Here is a 16,876-nt window from a genome sequence, read left to right as displayed (position 1 = left end):
GGCAGCAAGGCGCAGCATGATGCGTTTCTGAAGATCGGAGAGCGCCATCACACCGTCTCCATATGCGCGAGTATCCGGCGCCCGAGCGCAAACGCCTGTGCGTCACCCCTTTCCATGATCGCTTTCGCGATGACTTCAGCACGATCGCGGAGAACAGAAAGACGTTCGAGATCGACATTGTCGCGAATGCGTACGCCATAACGCGCCAACGCTTCGTCGCACATCGCCTGCAAATCCTTTTCGCCGCGATGCTTGGCGCGAAGACCTGCCGCCATCCGGATGACTGCGTCCCGTGCTGACAACGGCACGAGAACCTCGACCCTGACCAGATCGGCGGCGCCGCCCGAGGATCGATATTTTTCAATACGCTGGCGAACGGACATGGATTCCCTCCGGTTCGTCAGTGTATGGCGCGTATCCGGGATACGCAACTGTTGTAGTTTTCGAGCTGATCCGCCGTGAGCGCGGTGAAACAGAGACGACGCTTCGCGCCATCCTCCTTCCCCCAGCGTATCGTTCGGTTCATCCGGGCCAGAGCGTGGCGGGCGGGACGGGTCGGGCGTAGCGATCCCCCATCGATGCCGGCCGCTGGTGGTGATGGGTTTTCGCTGCGCTCAACCCATCCTACGGCTCCTAACGCAGCCATAACGCGTATCCCCTAGACGCCACTCCAAACGCGGCCGAACACAGCTTTGACGACCTGTTTACGACCCGGCCGAAGTTCGGCAACCATCGTCATGTGAAGATGGTCGCCGCGCAGGGCAAAGCCGACATAGAGTGGCGTCGATACGGACTTCCCCTCAATGCGCAGGGGCCATTGTCCCTCGCCTGTCGCCCTCACGGGATTGCTGGCTGGCGTGATATGAACATCGGCCGACCAGCCATTGTTGGCTGTCACCTTCAGCCGCTGACCTTGACCCGCAAAAGCGATACGACATTGCGGGCACTGGCCCGCGCTGGACGTAAGCTGCCGCCACTCGCCCGCCAAATCGGCGGACTGCGCATGTGCGCGGCTCACAGGGACAGCAAGCAGCGCAACGAAAACGACAAGCAGGCGGGCCAGCACGCGCACTGGACCCGCCCACATCAGATCACTTCCCCCAAACCTCGTTCGCGACATCGACCGCGAGCCTCAGTTTCGCCCACTGTTCGTCCTCGCTGAGGATGTTGCCTTCTTCGGTCGACGCGAAGCCACACTGAGGCGAGACCGCCAGCTGCTCGAGCGGCGCGAATTTCGCGGCTTCGTGGAGGCGCGCGAGGACGTCTTCCTTCTTTTCCAGCTCGCCGAACTTCGACGTGATGACGCCGACGACGACGACCTTGTTGCCCTTCGGCAGGAAGCGCAACGGTTCGAAACCACCGGCGCGGTCGGAGTCGTATTCGAGGAAGTAGCCGTCATAGTTCGTGCCGGCGAGTAGCGTCTCGGCCACCGGCTCGTAGCCGCCCGAGGAGATCCAGGTGGAGCGGAAATTGCCGCGGCAGACATGGGTGGTGATCACCATGTCGGCGGGACGATCGGCGATCGCGTAATTGATAATGCGCGAATAGATCTGCTGCAGGTTATCCGCATCCTCGCCGCGGGCGCGGACCTTGGCGAGCTCGTCTTCCGAGCAGAGATAGGCCCAGACGGTGTCGTCGAACTGCAGATAGCGGCAGCCGGCGTCATAGAAGGCCTTCACGGCCTTGCGATAGGTTTTTGCCAGATCCTCGAAGAACGCTTCGATATCCGGATAGACTTCCTTGGAGATCGCCTTGCGGCCGCCGCGGAAATGCAGCACGGCCGGCGACGGGATCGTCATCTTCGCCGCAACGCCGGCGATATCTGCATGGCGCTTGAGAAAGCGGAAGTGATCGAGCATCGGATGATCGTCGGGGAAATCCAGCTTGCCGATCACGCGCACCGAGTCATGGCGCGTCTCGACGCCGGTGAACTGGATACCGGTGTCGGGATGATAGAGCTCGGCGCCGGTCAGCTGGGCAAGGAAATCGAAATGCCACCAGGAGCGGCGGAATTCGCCGTCGGTGGCGAGCTTGAGGCCGAGCGAGGCCTGGCGATGCACCACCTTCTCGATCTCGAGATCCTCGACCTTGCGCAGATCGGCGGCGGTGATTTCGCCCTTCTCCAGTTTTGCGCGCGCTTCCTTGATGGACGCCGGACGCAACAGGCTGCCGACTTCATCGGCGCGGAACGGGGCTTTGGTTCTCTGCATGGTCGATACTCCCGAATGATCAGTTGGCAGATGATGTCTTGTTGTTATGGCCGGCGCCGGCAACACCGAGGAAGTGATCCAGCACGGCGGGATCGGATTTCAACGCTGCGCTCGCCGCATCATGAACGATCGTGCCGCGTTCCAATATCACGACGCGGTCGGCAAGGCCCAAGATCTTTCGCGCATTCTGTTCCACGATGATGGAACAGATGCCGCCGGTGCGCGAGATCTTGCCGATCGCCGCCAGCAGTTCCTCGACGATGATGGGCGCGAGGCCCTCGGTCGGCTCGTCCAGCAGCAGCACTTTCGGATTCAGCACCAATGCGCGGCCGACCGCCAGCATCTGCTGCTCGCCGCCCGAGAGCTGGTTGCCAAAGTTGTTCTTGCGCTCTTCGAGGCGCGGAAACATCTCGTAGACCTTTTTCACGGTCCATGGCCCCGGCTGCGCCACGGCGGTCATGTTCTCTTCCACCGTGAGCGAGCGGAAAATATTGCGCTCCTGCGGCACCCAGCCGATACCGGCGCGGGCACGCTGATCGGCGCGGAGCGTGGTGACGTCATTTGCTCCAAGCTTGATCGTGCCACTGAAGCGGCGGGTGACGCCGACGATGGAATTGATCAGCGTGGTCTTTCCCGTGCCGTTGCGGCCGAGCAGCGCCAGCACCTGTCCTTCGCCGAGCGACAAGGTCATTTTCGGAATGACGACGGCTTCGCCGTAGCCGGCGCGCAACTCTTGAATGGCAAGGAGCTCAGACATCGGCGCCCTCGCCCAGATAGACCGCCTTCACCTGCGGATCGCGCGCGACGTCATCGGGCGCGCCTTCCACCAGCATGGCGCCGTTGACCAGCACCGAGATGCGATCGGCAAAGGAGAACACCAGATCCATGTCATGCTCGATCAGCAGCACCGTGACATCGCGCGGCAGGCTGGCCACCGCGGCGAGAATGTCGTGCCGCTCGCTTTCCGGCACGCCGGCCGCGGGTTCGTCGAGCAGCAGCACGCGCGGCTTCGCGGCAATGGCAACCGCGATTTCGAGCAAGCGCTGCTTGCCATATGGGAGCGTCGCCGTGCGTTCGTTCATCACGTCGAGCAGACGGAAACGCGCGAGGTTCTCTGCGATCTCGTCATTGACGTCGCGGCGGGTGCCCATCAGGCGCCACCAGTCGCCGCCATGGCCGAGACGCTCCGAGACTGCCAGGCCCACGGTCTCGCGCGGGGTCAGGTCGGGATAGAGCTGGTTGATCTGGAAGGTGCGCGACAGGCCGCGCAGCACGCGCTTGTGCACGGGCAAATCGGTGATGTCGGTGCGTTGAAGGATGATGCGGCCGCTATTCGGCTTCAGCACGCCGGTGAGCAGATTGATCACCGTGGTCTTGCCGGCGCCGTTGGGGCCGATCAGCGCATGACGCGCGCCGGCGGCGACCTTCAGCGAAAGATCGCGGGTGACGCGGAGGCCACCAAAGGACTTTTCGAGGTTGACGGTTTCCAGCGCTATGGTCATGGCGCCTTGCTCCGCGCGAATTTGCTGGCGATCAGCAGCGGCACAAACATCGCCCAGCGATGCAGCCGATCGCGCCCGATCAGCACGATCACCACCAGCACGGCGCCGATCCAGAACATCCAGAATTGCGGCGTGATGGTGGAGAAGAATTCCTGCATCAGCTTGAACACGACGGCACCGATCAGGCCGCCATAGAGATAGCCGGTGCCGCCGATGATCAGCACAAGCAGCAGATCTGCGGAGCGATCGAAGGCGAAGCCATCGAGCGAGGCCAAGGCCGTGGTCTGTGTCGAGAGCGCGCCAGCGACGCCGGCGTAGAAAGCGGCGAGCGTGTAGATCGCGATCAGGCGGCGGTTGACGGGAATGCCGATGGCGGAGGCGCGCAGCGGGTTGTTGCGGATCGCCCGCACCGACAGGCCGAAAGGCGAATTCACGATCCGGCGTGCCACCACGAACAGAATGAACAGCACGACCAGGCAATAGATGAAGCCGACCTTGCCAAAAATGTCGAAAGCGAACAGGCCGAGGATCGGCTGCATCTCGATGCCCTGCAGGCCGTCGGAGCCGCCGGTGATGTTGGAAAACTTGTTGGCGAGTTCACGCAGCAGCAGCGCGATGCCGAGCGTCACCATCAGGCGCGTGAGATCGGACCCGCGCATGACGAGGAAGCTGGTGACGAAGCCAAGCAGCATCGCGGCGAGACCTGAGACGATGAGCGCCAGCACGGGCTCCTTCACGAGGCCGTGCAGCGCGAGAAGGCCCGCGCAATAACCGCCGAAGCCGAAGAAGGCGGCATGGCCGAGCGAGACGATGCCGGCATAGCCGAGAATGAGATCGAGCGAGAGCGCGAACAGCGCGAGCCAGGCGATTTCGGTGAGGATCAGGTAGCGGTTCGGGAACAGCAGGATGCAGCCTGCGGCACACAGCCAGAAAACAACCTCGGGCCAGCGCCACCGGGCGCGCGCCATGGGGATGGTGCCGACTTCGGGATGGGTGGTGGAATCCGCGCTCATGCCCTCACCTCGCCGCCGTGCGGCCGAACAGGCCATGGGGACGCCAGAGCAGGATCACAATCATCAACGTGTAGATGACGAAGGCGCCGAGCGTCGGCACGTAATATTTGCCGGCGACATCGCCGACCCCGAGCAGCAGCGAGGCCAGAAACGGGCCCGTGATGCTGGAGGAGCCGCCGACGGTGACGACGATCAGGAAGTAGATCATGAACTTCAGCGGGAAATGCGGATCGAGGCCGAGGATCTCCGCGCCGAGGGCGCCGCCCATGCCGGCGAGACCGCAACCGAAGGCAAAGGTGAAGGCGAAAACCTGCGGCACATTGATGCCGAGGCCGGAGGCCGCGCGCGGATCATCCACCGCAGCGCGCAGTCGGCTGCCGAAGCGGGTCTTCGACAGGATCATCTGCAGCGCGATGGTCAGCAGGCCGCAAATGACGATGATCATCAGCCGGTAGCGGCCGACATGCAGGCCGAACAGGTCGATCTGCCCCTGCAGATAATCCGGCAGCTTGATGAAGGTCTGGGACGAGCCCATGACATAGTCGGTCGCCGTCACGGCCATGAAGACGAGGCCGATGGAGAACAGCACCTGGTCGAGATGGCTGCGATTGTAGAGATGGCGATACAGCGAGCGCTCGAGCACAGCACCAATCAGCGCGCTGGCGACGAAGGCCATGGGAAGGGCTGCGAAGAACGGCCAGCCGATGCGATTGACGAGAATGGCGCAGATATAGCCGCCGGCCATGGCAAAGGCGCCATGGGCGAGATTGACGAAATTCATCAGGCCCAGCGTCACCGCCAATCCGCATGCGAGCACGAACAGCAACATGCCGTAGGCGACGCCGTCGAACAGGATGGTGAGGAGGGTCATGAGGACATCTGCTTCGCTGGACATGGAATGCCCTCATGCTGAGGAGGCCCGCAGGGCCGTCTCGAAGCACAAGGGCATCGATCGCTATACCATCCTTCGAGACGCCCGCTGACGCGGGCTCCTCAGGATGAGGGCCGAGTTTACTTCTTCGTCTTGCCCGGATCCTTCACCGCCTCGAAGGTCGCGAACTCGATGTTGTACAGTTCACCATCCACCTTCTTCACTTCGCGGATATAGATGTTCTGCACGATGTCACGGGTCTCGGGATCGATGGAGATCGGGCCGCGCGGGCTTTCCCAGGCCATGCCCTTCATCGCCGCAATCAGGCTGTCACCATCGGCCTTGCCGCCGGTCTTCTTCAGCGCCTCGTAGATGAGATGGATGCCATCCCAGCCGCCGACCGCCATGAAGCCCGGACGGGTGTTGTAGGCCTTCTTGTAGTCGGCCACGAAAGCCTTGTTCATCGCCGACGGATGCGCCGCCGAATAAAGATGCGCGGTGACGGCGCCAAGCGCCGAGTCGCCCATATTGTTGAGCAGGTCGTCATCCATGACGTCGCCGGGTCCGATCACCTTGATGCCGGACTTGTCGAGGCCGCGCTCCGCATATTGCTTCATGAAATTGCCGCCCTGCCCGGCCGGCACGAACACGAACACCGCATCGGGCTTGGCATCCTTCATGCGCTGCAGGAACGGCGCGAAATCCGGATTGGCGAGCGGGACTTTGACTTCCTCGACGATGGCACCGCCACCGGCCGTAAAATGCTCCTTGAAGGCGGCGAGCGCGTCATTGCCCGGCGCGTAGTCGGAGGTCAGCGTCACCACCTTCTTGATGCCGTTCTTGGCGGCCCAGTCGCCAATGATGGTGGAAGACTGCGCCAGCGTGAACGAGGTGCGCGCGATATAGGGCGAACGCTCGGTGATGATCGAGGTGCCGGCAGCCATCACGATCAGCGGCACTTTGGCCTGCGTCGCGAGCGGTGCTGCGGCGAGCGCAGCCGGCGTCACGCCGAAACCGGCGATGATGTTGACCTTGTCGTTGACGATCAGTTCCTGCGCCAGGCGCTTGGTGTTGTCCGGCAACGCGGCGTCATCCTTGAGGATGACCTCGACCTTCTTGCCGGCGACGGTGTCGCCGTTCTTCTGCTGATACAGCTTGATCGCGTTGTTGATCTGCTGGCCGGTGGAGGCCTGGCCACCCGTCATCGGCACGATCAGGCCGATCTTCACGGTCTCCTGCGCCTGCGCCACGGCACCCAGCGCAAACACGCCGGCGGCAGCCACCGCTCCGGAAATAAACGTCCTCAGCATCGTTTCCTCCTCTGTGCGTGATGTCGGCTCTTGAAGGCCGAAAAGATCGAAGTCCCCATACGCGTCGGTCCGCGATATCGAAGCCATGTTGACGTGTCAACGGTTGCCTTGACAATGCGCCGCGGAGGCGTGAACTGCGTCATTCCGCAGCATCGTGACATACTGCTAAAGTCTAGCAGGAGACCATGACGCGCCTGTTTTGGGACGTTTCAGAGCAATTCATTTCGCATGACAAAACCGGTCATCAACCACACGCGCTACGTCCCTGCCTTGATCAACTTCCTGGCCAACAAGCTGGCCGGCGGGGCGTCGAGCGCCTATCGCCGGGAATTCGGCGTCGGCGTCACCGAATGGCGGATCCTGTCCAAGCTCGCCAGCGAGGACGCGTGCACCGCACAGCAGATCTGCCAGTATTTCGACCTCGACAAGGGATTGGTCAGCCGGACGCTGAAATCGCTGGCCGATGCCGGCAGTGTCACGGTGGTCGATCAGGGCGATGGCAAGCGCATCATCGTGATGACCAAGGCCGGCCGCGCCCTGCATGATCGGATCATCGAACTGGCACTGGACCGCGAAGGCGTGCTGCTGGATTGCCTGAAGCCGGACGAGGTGGAAGTGCTGATCGACCTGCTGCGGCGGCTATTGGCACAGACGCCGGCGGTGAATGCGGTGCAGGTGCGGAAAAACAAAGGCCGTAGGGCGGATTAGCGAAGCGTAATCCGCCGTTCTTCGCCACATGGACTCGGCCGGCGGATTACGCCTTCGGCTAATCCGCCCTACGATCACCATGCGTAACGCACCACGCCCTTGCCGGCATAACTCCGCGTCACCTCGGAGAACTCGCCCTCGAATGTCGCGCCGACGTTGATGCCGCTGGCGAAGCGCCATTCGGCTTCGGCCGTGGTGAGCGCGGCATTCGCCGCAGGGCGCGCGCCGTTGACCACAAAGCTCGCGCCGGGCAACGACTGGAACGTGGCCGAGACGGAACGCTCGGTGTTGTAGTCGTGCGCCCAGGCGGCGCGGCCGCGCAGGATCAGCACTGCATCGTTGATCGCGAACGACTTGTCGCTGCGCAGGCCGAGTTCGGTCCGCGGTGCAGCGATGCCCTTGGCGGCATAGGCCAGCGCAAACGTGCCGCCACCGGAGGCGGCGCTTTCCGCATAAGCGGGCAGATCGAGATAGGTTACCTGGGCCGCCGCATAAGGCGTGAGGCCGATGCCGCCGAGCCATGGCATCGCAAAGCGATGGCCACCTTCCAGCCGCGCCGTATAGCTGTTGGTATCGAATTTGGCGCGGAGTTGCTCGGCACCGACGGCGCGATCCGTGCTGACGCCCTGCCAGCCATAGGCTGCGCTCGCCGTAATGTAGGTTGCCCCGATCTCGTGGCGGACGAAGCCGCCGAGCTGGAACAGATCGCTGTGACCACTGCCGCTGCCCGCAACACTGTAATTGGTTGCGCCACCGGCGAGCGCGAAGCCCGCCACCGTCTGCGGCTACAGCCAGTAGTCTGCGCCGACTGCAGCACCGGCGATGCGGCTGGTCGATGTGCTGGTTCCACCGGCTGAATTGCCATCGGTGGTCTGCGTCCCGCCGAAGCCGGACACCCACAAGCTCCAATGCGGCACGAAATTCTGCGCAAGCGGCACGGCCTTGGTGATGGCCGCATAGGCATCGCGCTCGCTGCCCGAACGCTTGCGCCCGTTGGTAGCATAGGCATAGGCGTTCATCGGATCGCCCTCCTCCGCAAAGCCCATCGCCGACGGCGCGTTGGCACCGCGGCCGGCCATGGTGGGATCCGACAGCGCACCGACGAATTGCGTTGCCGCAGTGAAGCCCGGCTGCTGCGTGCCGACATTCGTCTCGCCGGAGACCTGCGTCAGCCCCGTCGGCGTCAACGCGCCGAAGGCCAGCGGGATGCCGCCATTGCTGTTGAAGGAGTTGATCAGCGCATTGCCGACGGCGTTCTGGTTCGACGACAGGCCATTGCCGAAGGATGGTGTCGGTGGCGCCGGTGTTGGCGTCGGCACGAAATTGAGCGTGAGATTGAGATAGGCGTTGTTGGTGTCGTAGCTCAGATTGGACGTGAAGTTCGTCGGCAGATTGGTGTTCACCTGCGATCCGAACGTGCCGCTGACGCCGCCGGCGGCGTTCAGGATGGTGTATTGTTTATTGATATAGCTTCCATTGGCAAAGCTCGCATTCACCGTCGCACGACCGAGCGCTGCAGTGCCCGAGACATTCACACGGTCCGCATTCGACGGCGATAGCTCGACCGCATAGATCGACCCCGACGTGAAAGCGAGATTGCCGGCGACGTTGAGCGTCCCGATCGAATTGCCGGGAGCCAGCCGACCGCCATCGATCAGCGTATTGCCCACCGTGCCGATGCCGCCGAGCGTACCGCCTGCACTCACCGTGGTAAGCGACGATGTCGCGATCGATCCGTTCACCGCGAGCGTGCCGCCCTCGATCACGGTTGCGCCGGTGTAGAGATTGGTGCCCGCCAGCGTCAGCGTGCCGGTACCAGTCTTCAACAATGCGCCGCCCGAGACACCCTGATTGCTGCAAGACTGGCCGGAGGGCCCGCAATCACTGATTACTCCCGTGAAGCTGGAGCTCAGATTGTTGCCGCCAATTCCGAGCCGGCCGCTGCCGACATAGACCACACCCATGCCGGCAAGCGACCCGATCGTGTATTTGTTGTCGCCGAGCGCGCCGGTGCTGTAGGTGAAATCGATGACACTGTTGGCCGCGTTGTTGATGAGCTGCGCCGTGCCCCCGTCACCGAAACTGGAGAAGACCACATTGCGGTTGTTGGTGATCGTGGAATTTCCGGCCGTGCTATTACCGCTGAAGTAGACATAAGAATTGTTGACGATCGAGGCATTGCCGGCCGTGCTATTGCCCTCGAAGTTGATCTGGTTCGAACTGGTGATGCTGGCATTGCCCGCACTGCTGGTCCCGAAGAAGAAAAACTGGTTGTAAGTGCCGACATTGGTGATGACCGCGCTGCCGGCAGTGCTTGCACCGTAGAAGAAGAGCGTGTTGCGGTTGTTGATCGTGGCGGCGCCAGCGCTGGCGCTGTTTTGAAACACCAGCATGAAATTATTGGTGATGCCGACGCTGCCCCCATTCACGGTGATGCCCGCACCGCTGAAATTGAGCGATTCACTGGTGGTGAACGTGTAGGCGGCGGCATCTGCATTGAAGGTCCAGGCGCCGATATTGAACGCCGCTCCTGCCACCGTCAGCGCCGTTATGCTCGATGCACCGAAATAACCGATACCGGTCGGCACCGTGCCGGTGCTCCAGTTCGCGCCGGTCACGAGGCTGTTGGAGCCCGGCGTTGCCAGCCAGGTGGCGTCCTGCGCCGCGGCCGGTGAGGACAGCATGATGCATGCCAACGAGGTACCCGCGAGAAAGCGCGAGGGTCGAAACAATGATTTGGTCAAAATGCCTGCGTCCAAAACAGGCCGCACCGAATCGGTGCGGCCATACCGGGACGCTAGGTGTCAGAAAGCGTACTCACAAACATCGAGAGGTAGATATATACGCAACCGGAACGCGACGTTGTCGGCTGGATGTCACGTGGACGCGAGCCTCTCAAGAGCGACGGGCAAGCAAATTTAATTTTCTCCCCCCGCTACCTTCAATTTTCCGGAAACTGCGCCATATTGGTGAGTGTTCACCCACCCAACCTCGCCGTGTTGCCGCAATGCCCATCAATCGCCGCTTCGTCACCGCCGTCAGCCTGGTCCTGCTGTCCTGCAGCCTGTCTGGCTGCGGATCGATCAGTTCGTTCGTGGCCGGGGGAATGGCCGATCTCATTCCCGCATGGGCGGGCGGCCTGCCGGCCGATGCACCGCCGCGGCCGGGGACGCCGGAATATGACGCTTATCTGAAGAAGAGCCAGCAGCCGCAAGGCGATGCTGCCCATGGTCCCGATCCGGCCACATCGCCGTCGGCCAGCGCCATCCACTGATGGCGCCGACCTCTCATATCAATTGGTGAACACCACCGTCTTCTTGCCATTGAGGATCACGCGATCCTCGAGGTGGTAGCGCACGGCGCGGGCCAGCACGCGACGCTCGATATCGCGGCCCTTGCGCACGAGATCGTCCGGCGAGTCGCGATGGCTGATACGCTCGACATCCTGCTCGATGATCGGACCTTCATCGAGATCGCTGGTGACGTAATGCGCGGTCGCGCCGATCAGCTTGACGCCGCGCGCATGGGCCTGGTGATAGGGCCGCGCGCCCTTGAAGCCCGGCAGGAACGAGTGATGGATGTTGATGCACATGCCGGACAGCTTTGCCGACATGTCGTCCGACAGGATCTGCATGTAGCGCGCGAGCACGACAAGCTCGGATTTCGTCTCGTTCACCAGAGCCCAGATCGCGGCTTCCTGCTCGCTCTTGGTCTCCTTGGTGATCGGCAGATGATGGAACGGGATATCGCCGAAATCGATGCCGCTATAGGTCTCGCGCGGATGGTTGGAGACGATCGCCGTCGGGATCATTTCGAGTTCGCCGGTGCGCCAGCGATAGAGCAGATCGACGAGGCAGTGATCCGACTTCGAAGCGAGGATCATGACGCGGCGCCTGGTCGCCTGATCGCGCATCTGCCAGGCCATCTTGAAGCGCTCGGCGATGGCGCCGAAGCCGGTCTGCAGCGAGGCAAGATCGACATTCACATCGGCCGCATTGAACACCACGCGCATGAAGAACACGCCGGTCTCGTTTTCGTTGAACTGCTGGGCATCGACGATGTTCTGGCCGTTATGGGCGAGAAAGGTCGAGACGGCGGAGACGATGCCGGGGCGATCCGGGCAGGACAAAGTGAGGACGAAGTGGTGCGACATCTGGGGCTACTGGCTTGAGATTCAGGGAGAAATTTTGCCCTGCTCTATCATCTGGCATAGGTTTGCGCCAATCCGATTGCGCACTGCAGTAAATGAAAGATGCCACCATGGCTGAGCGACTGGACGGCACCCGCATCCTGATCCTGGAAACCCGCGAAGAGGCGCAATTCTCCAGACTTCTCAAGGAGAAAGGCGCGGATGTGCTGCAATGCCCGATGTTCACCATCGAGGACGCGCCGGACCCGAAACCGGTGCTGGACTGGATCGCTCGGTTTGTCGCAAGCCCCTTCGACGACCTGGTCCTGATGACCGGCGAAGGCCTGCGCCGCATTCTCAAAGTGGTGCGGCAGCATGGAGGCGAAACGGCGTTTGTCGAGGCCGTCAGCAAATCGCGAAAATTCACGCGCGGGCCGAAGCCCGGTAAGGCGCTGCGCGAGATCGGCCTCGCCCCGGATGTCACGACCGAGAAGCCGACCTCGGAGGGGATCGCCGAGATGCTGGCGACATATGACCTCAAAGGCCGCCGCGTGGGACTGCAGCTCTATCCGGAGAAGGACCACACGGTGCTGATCGGCGCTATCGCGGCGCTGGGCGCCAGCATCGATACCGTGCTGCCCTACATCTACGACTCCAAGGCCGCCGACACCAACATCCTTGCTGCCATCGACGAGATGGAGAGTGGCCGCATCGATTCCATCGCCTTGACCAGTTCGGGTCAGGTGCGACGGCTGGTCGATGCCGCGCGTGCGCATGGGCGTGAAGAGCAATTGCGCAGCGCACTTGCGAAGACTCCGATTGCGTCCGTTGGCCCTGTCGTCTCAGACGAGTTGCAGGCTTACGGTTTTCGCGCATCGATCACGCCGGCCGAGGATGCATTCTTCATGCGCCCGCTGATTTCCGCCATGTCCGTGGCGCTTGGCCAATCTGCAACGCGAAACGCGACTGCGTGACTTGACCCACGCACACATCCCGACATGATGCCCGCCCAACAAGAATGAACGGGCGGGAATGGAATGTCGAAATTGCCACTGGCCGATTTGCGTGTGGTGGAAATTGGATCCGGCGACCAGCTGGGTTATTGCGGCAAGCTGTTTTCCGATTTCGGCGCTGAGGTCATCAAGATCGAACCTGATGGCGGCGATCCGATGCGGCAGCATGCGCCGGTTGTCGATGCCGGCAACGGCACGCGTGAGGGCGGCGTGTTCGCCTGGCTGAACACCAACAAGCACAGCGTGGTTGCAGATCTCGACGATGCCGCGGATGTCGCCGCCATCAAGGAGCTGCTGCAAAGCTGCGATCTGCTGCTGGATGCGCGAGCCCCTGCGAGCATTCCGACATCATTGCTCACTCACGACGATCTGCGCCGCGACAATCCCGGCCTCGCCATCACGGCGATCTCGTGGTTCGGCGAGAACGGGCTCTATTCAGATTTCCGCGCCACCGATGCCATCTGCCGTGCGCTGTCCGGCAATGTGAAACTCGTCGGTGCCAAGGAAGGCCCACCGGTGCTGCCGCGCGACGGCCAGATCTCGGTGATGACGGCGCTGACCGCGTTCATCCCGACACTGGCCGGGCTCTATGATCGCAAGCGCGGCGCGCGGCGATTTGCGGTCAGCGCCCATGCCGCGATGCTGCATATCAGCGAATTCGACACCGGGCTGGCTTTGGAGGTCGGCTTCACGCGGCCACGCACAGCGCTCAATCGTTTCGGGCGCGGTTATCCCGTCGGCAATTTTCCGACCAAGGATGGCTGGCTCGGCGTCACGGTGGTGACCCCGGCGCAATGGGCGGCATTCTGCGTGATGCTGGGCCTGCCAGAGCTGGAGAAGGAAACCAAATTCACTGACGGCCTCGCGCGCGCCAACAACTCCGCCGAGCTTGCCGCCATCTTCCAGCCGATCCTGCTGCAGCAGAGCGCTGACTACTGGTTCGAAAAAGGCATCGAGCTGCGCATCCCGCTGGCGGTGGTGCCGAGCATGGAAGAACTGCTGCGCCAGCCCTATTACCGCACGCGCGGCGCTTTCGCGAAAGTGACCATCGGCAGCGGCTCGTTCGAGGCGCCGGTGCTGCCGCAGCACCTCACCGGCTCGCCGCCGATCGCCAATGGCAAAGCGCCGCTCGCGGGCAGCGATGAAATTGCTGACTTCAAGCCCCGCGATCGCATTGCGACACGACAGGCGACGCTCGATGATCCGCTGCCCTTGAAGGGCCTGCGCATCGTCGATCTCACCATGGGCTGGGCCGGCCCGACCGCAACACGGCAGATGGGCGATCTCGGCGCCGATGTCATCAAGGTGGAGTCGTGCCAGTATCCCGACTGGTTTCGCGGCACCGATCCGCGCGGGCCGTATCATCCCGAGCGGACTTACGAGAAGGTCTACTGGTTTCAGCAGATGAACCGCAACAAGCGCGGCATCACGCTGGACCTTACGCAGCCGAAAGGCCTCGCGCTGCTCAAGCGCCTGATCGCCGATGCGGATGCCGTGATCGACAACTATGCCGCCGATGTCATGCCGCGGCTCGGCCTCGATCCGGACTCTCTGCGAAAGCTCAATCCAAAACTCATCGTGGTCACCATGCCGGCCTTCGGCATGACCGGCGCGTGGAGCGGCGTGCGTGCCTATGGCTCGACGCTGGAGCAGGCTTCGGGCCTGCCCTCGATCACCGGCCGCGAAGGTGATCCGCCGACCATGGTGCATACGGCGCTTGGTGATCCCTATGGTGGCGTCAGCGCGGCGGCGGCGCTGCTGATCGGCTTCATGCATCAGAAGCAAACGGGCAAAGGCCAGCATATCGATCTCAGTGCCACCGAAGCCCTGCTGCCGATGGTGGCGCCGTCGGTGATCGAGCAATCCATCAACGGCACGACAGGCCCGCGGCTCGGCAATCGCCATCCGCGCTTCGTGCCGCATGGCTGCTTCCCCTGTATCGGCGAAGACCAGTGGCTCACCATCGCCGTCCGCGATGACGACGAATGGCAGGCGCTCTGCAAGGTCATCCACCGGCCAGACCTCGCCGAGGACGCCGCCCTCGCCACCGCCGACGGCCGGCGTGCCGACGAGGACCGCATCGAGGTGGCGATCCGGCACTGGACCATGACGGTGCGGCCGGAGCTTGCCATGAATGCGCTGCAGGATGCCGGCGTGCCGGCCGGCACCGCGCGGCTGCCGCTGGACATGGCCGGGGATCCGCATCTGCTCTCCACGGGCCACTGGCAGCCGAAGACGCGCCGTTTCATGGGCCCGCATCTGCTGCCCTCGGTTGCCTATCGCGAAGGCAGTTCCCGTGCGCCCTATGCCATCACCCAACTGGCGCCGACGCTTGGCCAGCACAATGAGGAGGTGCTGCGCGAGGTGCTCGGGCTTGATGCGAGCGAGATCGCCGAATTGCGCGGTGCGGAAATCATCGGCGATACGGCGATATCTAAAAAGGCCAAGGCCACCGTTACCGCGAAGTAATGTGCCTACGACGAAGGGATGCTTGCGGCCTCTGCTGCATTCGCTCACACTCGCCGCCAAGAACCGCCGATGAACGGATCAGCAAAGATTCGGCGCCGGAGCCACGGTCAATCCAATCCATAAATCAGGGAGAAAACACATGCATAAACGGCATCTCATCAAATTGGCTATTGGCGCGAGCCTCGCATTGCCGTTCTTCGGCACCGCAGCAATGGCCCAGGAAACCGTCAAGATCGGCTATATCGATCCGCTGTCCGGCGGCGGCGCCAGCGTCGGCGAAGGCGGGTTGAAGACCTTCCAGTACCTGGCCGAGGAATTGAATGCCAAGGGCGGCATTCTCGGCAAGAAGGTCGAGGTCATCGGGCTCGACAACAAGACCAATCCGCAGGAGAGCCTGATCCAGGCGCAGAAGGCCATCGATAGCGGCGTGCGCTATATCACCCAGGGCAACGGCTCGTCCGTCGGCGGCGCGCTGTCCGACTTCGTCACCAAATACAACGACCGCAATCCCGGCAAGGAAGTCCTGTACTTCAATTATGCCGCTGTCGATCCGATCCTCACCAACGACAAATGCAGCTTCGCGCATTTCCGCTGGGACGCGAATTCCGACATCAAGATGGAAGCGCTCACCAACTACATGAAGACCGCGCCGAACATCAAGAAAGTGTACCTGATCAATCAGGACTACTCGTTCGGCCAGTCGGTGCGCACCCAGGCCCGCGCGATGCTCAAGGCCAAGCGCGCCGATGTCGAGATCGTCGGCGACGAACTGCATCCGCTGCTCAAGATCACCGACTTCGCGCCCTATATCGCCAAGATCAAGGCATCGGGTGCTGACAGCGTCATCACCGGCAATTGGGGCCAGGACATTGCGCTGCTGCTGAAGGCAGCCGCTGACGCGGGCCTCAAGGTGGGCTGGTACACCTATTATGCCGGCGGCGCCGGTGGCCCGACCGCCATCAAGCAGACCGGACTCAACCACCAAGTGTTCCAGATCACCGAAGGTTTTGCCAATATCGACCACAAGGCGTCGGTGGACTTCGAAAAGGCCTTCCGCGCCAAGGTCAATCTCGGCCTGTGGTATCCGCGCGCTGTGAACGAAATGCGGATGTTTGCGGCCGCCGCCGAGAAGGCGAAATCGCTCGAGCCGGTGAAGGTTGCGGCGGCGCTGGAAGACATGAAGTTCGAAGTCTTCAATGGCGGCGAAGGCATCATGCGCAAGGACGACCACCAGTTCTTCCAGCCGATCTACATCTCGTCCTTCGGCGAACGCACCGACAAGGAGCCGTTCGACGAGGAAAACACCGGCTGGGGCTGGAAGCTGGCCGCGAAGGTCGACACCAAGGACACCATGCTGCCAACCACCTGCAAGATGGAACGGCCGTAAGTATCTCCCTTCTCCCCGCTTGCGGGGAGAAGGTGGCCCGGCATAGCGCAGCGAAGCCGGGTCGGATGAGGGGAGCCTCCGCAATCTCGGAGCAAGTGGAGAGCCCCTCACCCGGATTGCTGCGCAATCCGACCTCTCCCCGCAAGCGGGGCGAGGTTAAGGAAAACGACATCCGCAACGATCGTCATTGCGAGCGCAGCGAAGCAATCCAGAACCACGCGAAGGAAGACTGGATTGCTTCGTGGCTTCGCTTCTCGCAATGAC

17 protein-coding genes are annotated in these 16,876 nt (G+C 62.5%); 6 read left to right on the top strand and 11 right to left on the bottom strand.

The features are described 5' to 3' along the window. Positions 1-47: 47 nt before the first annotated feature. From ACIQ2A_RS15995 to ACIQ2A_RS15960, 8 genes are all read right to left on the bottom strand, one after another. Positions 48-431 (bottom strand): hypothetical protein, encoded by a 384-nt coding sequence (locus tag ACIQ2A_RS15995; protein ID WP_398480882.1) that lies wholly within the window; start codon positions 429-431, stop codon positions 48-50. A 227-nt stretch (positions 432-658) separates the two neighbouring features. Then, positions 659-1,072 carry a hypothetical protein gene (locus tag ACIQ2A_RS15990; RefSeq protein WP_398480880.1) on the bottom strand — a complete coding sequence of 138 codons (414 nt, stop codon included), beginning with the start codon at positions 1,070-1,072 and terminating at the stop codon, positions 659-661. A 19-nt stretch (positions 1,073-1,091) separates the two neighbouring features. Then, complete coding sequence (locus tag ACIQ2A_RS15985) at positions 1,092-2,210, bottom strand: cobalamin-independent methionine synthase II family protein (RefSeq protein WP_398480877.1); 1,119 nt, start codon at positions 2,208-2,210, stop codon at positions 1,092-1,094. Positions 2,211-2,229: 19 nt separating this feature from the next. Beyond that, positions 2,230-2,967, bottom strand: coding sequence for an ABC transporter ATP-binding protein (locus tag ACIQ2A_RS15980; protein WP_398480875.1), 738 nt, complete (start codon positions 2,965-2,967; stop codon positions 2,230-2,232). Continuing rightward, the gene (locus tag ACIQ2A_RS15975; RefSeq protein WP_398480873.1) at positions 2,960-3,712 is read right to left on the bottom strand and encodes an ABC transporter ATP-binding protein; all 753 of its coding nucleotides are present in this window, start codon (positions 3,710-3,712) and stop codon (positions 2,960-2,962) included. The genes ACIQ2A_RS15980 and ACIQ2A_RS15975 overlap by 8 nt, the downstream gene beginning before the upstream one ends. After that, positions 3,709-4,725, bottom strand: coding sequence for a branched-chain amino acid ABC transporter permease (locus tag ACIQ2A_RS15970; RefSeq protein WP_398480871.1), 1,017 nt, complete (start codon positions 4,723-4,725; stop codon positions 3,709-3,711). Before ACIQ2A_RS15970 ends, ACIQ2A_RS15975 begins: the two co-directional genes overlap by 4 nt. 4 nt (positions 4,726-4,729) lie before the next feature. Further along, positions 4,730-5,596 (bottom strand): branched-chain amino acid ABC transporter permease, encoded by an 867-nt coding sequence (locus tag ACIQ2A_RS15965; protein WP_398480886.1) that lies wholly within the window; start codon positions 5,594-5,596, stop codon positions 4,730-4,732. Positions 5,597-5,736: 140 nt separating this feature from the next. After that, complete coding sequence (locus ACIQ2A_RS15960) at positions 5,737-6,906, bottom strand: ABC transporter substrate-binding protein (RefSeq protein ID WP_398480869.1); 1,170 nt, start codon at positions 6,904-6,906, stop codon at positions 5,737-5,739. A gap of 228 nt (positions 6,907-7,134) precedes the next feature. Between ACIQ2A_RS15960 and ACIQ2A_RS15955 the strand changes: the two genes are divergently transcribed. Beyond that, entirely contained in the window at positions 7,135-7,614 is a 480-nt protein-coding gene (locus tag ACIQ2A_RS15955) for a MarR family winged helix-turn-helix transcriptional regulator (protein WP_398480867.1), read from the top strand. A gap of 74 nt (positions 7,615-7,688) precedes the next feature. On the opposite strand, the gene ACIQ2A_RS15950 is transcribed toward ACIQ2A_RS15955, so the two are convergent. After that, positions 7,689-8,390, bottom strand: coding sequence for an autotransporter outer membrane beta-barrel domain-containing protein (locus tag ACIQ2A_RS15950; RefSeq protein WP_398480865.1), 702 nt, complete (start codon positions 8,388-8,390; stop codon positions 7,689-7,691). A gap of 9 nt (positions 8,391-8,399) precedes the next feature. After that, entirely contained in the window at positions 8,400-10,298 is a 1,899-nt protein-coding gene (locus ACIQ2A_RS15945; RefSeq protein WP_398480863.1) for a beta strand repeat-containing protein, read from the bottom strand. Between the two features lie 323 nt (positions 10,299-10,621). Here ACIQ2A_RS15945 and ACIQ2A_RS15940 point away from each other — a divergent pair, with 323 nt between their 5' ends. Beyond that, complete coding sequence (locus tag ACIQ2A_RS15940) at positions 10,622-10,888, top strand: hypothetical protein (protein WP_398480861.1); 267 nt, start codon at positions 10,622-10,624, stop codon at positions 10,886-10,888. 18 nt (positions 10,889-10,906) lie between these two features. Here the strand turns inward: ACIQ2A_RS15940 and purU are convergent, their stop codons facing one another. Then, on the bottom strand, positions 10,907-11,767 hold the full coding sequence (gene purU, locus ACIQ2A_RS15935; protein ID WP_398480858.1) for a formyltetrahydrofolate deformylase: 861 nt from the start codon (positions 11,765-11,767) through the stop codon (positions 10,907-10,909). A 107-nt stretch (positions 11,768-11,874) separates the two neighbouring features. On the opposite strand from purU, the gene ACIQ2A_RS15930 reads away from it, so the two are divergent. From ACIQ2A_RS15930 to ACIQ2A_RS15915, 4 genes are all read left to right on the top strand, one after another. Then, a complete protein-coding gene (locus ACIQ2A_RS15930; RefSeq protein WP_398480856.1) occupies positions 11,875-12,717 on the top strand; it encodes a uroporphyrinogen-III synthase in 843 nt (280 codons plus the stop codon). A 63-nt stretch (positions 12,718-12,780) separates the two neighbouring features. Continuing rightward, positions 12,781-15,225 (top strand): CoA transferase, encoded by a 2,445-nt coding sequence (locus tag ACIQ2A_RS15925; RefSeq protein ID WP_398480854.1) that lies wholly within the window; start codon positions 12,781-12,783, stop codon positions 15,223-15,225. 139 nt (positions 15,226-15,364) lie between these two features. After that, positions 15,365-16,612 carry a branched-chain amino acid ABC transporter substrate-binding protein gene (locus ACIQ2A_RS15920; protein ID WP_398480852.1) on the top strand — a complete coding sequence of 416 codons (1,248 nt, stop codon included), beginning with the start codon at positions 15,365-15,367 and terminating at the stop codon, positions 16,610-16,612. Positions 16,613-16,728: 116 nt separating this feature from the next. Further along, positions 16,729-16,875, top strand: coding sequence for a hypothetical protein (locus ACIQ2A_RS15915; protein WP_398480850.1), 147 nt, complete (start codon positions 16,729-16,731; stop codon positions 16,873-16,875). Position 16,876 lies beyond the last annotated feature (1 nt).

Source organism: Tardiphaga sp. (assembly GCF_044336785.1).
GTDB lineage: Bacteria > Pseudomonadota > Alphaproteobacteria > Rhizobiales > Xanthobacteraceae > Tardiphaga.
Note: the sequence above shows the minus strand (reverse complement) of the source record. Positions and strands in the feature narration are given on the sequence as shown.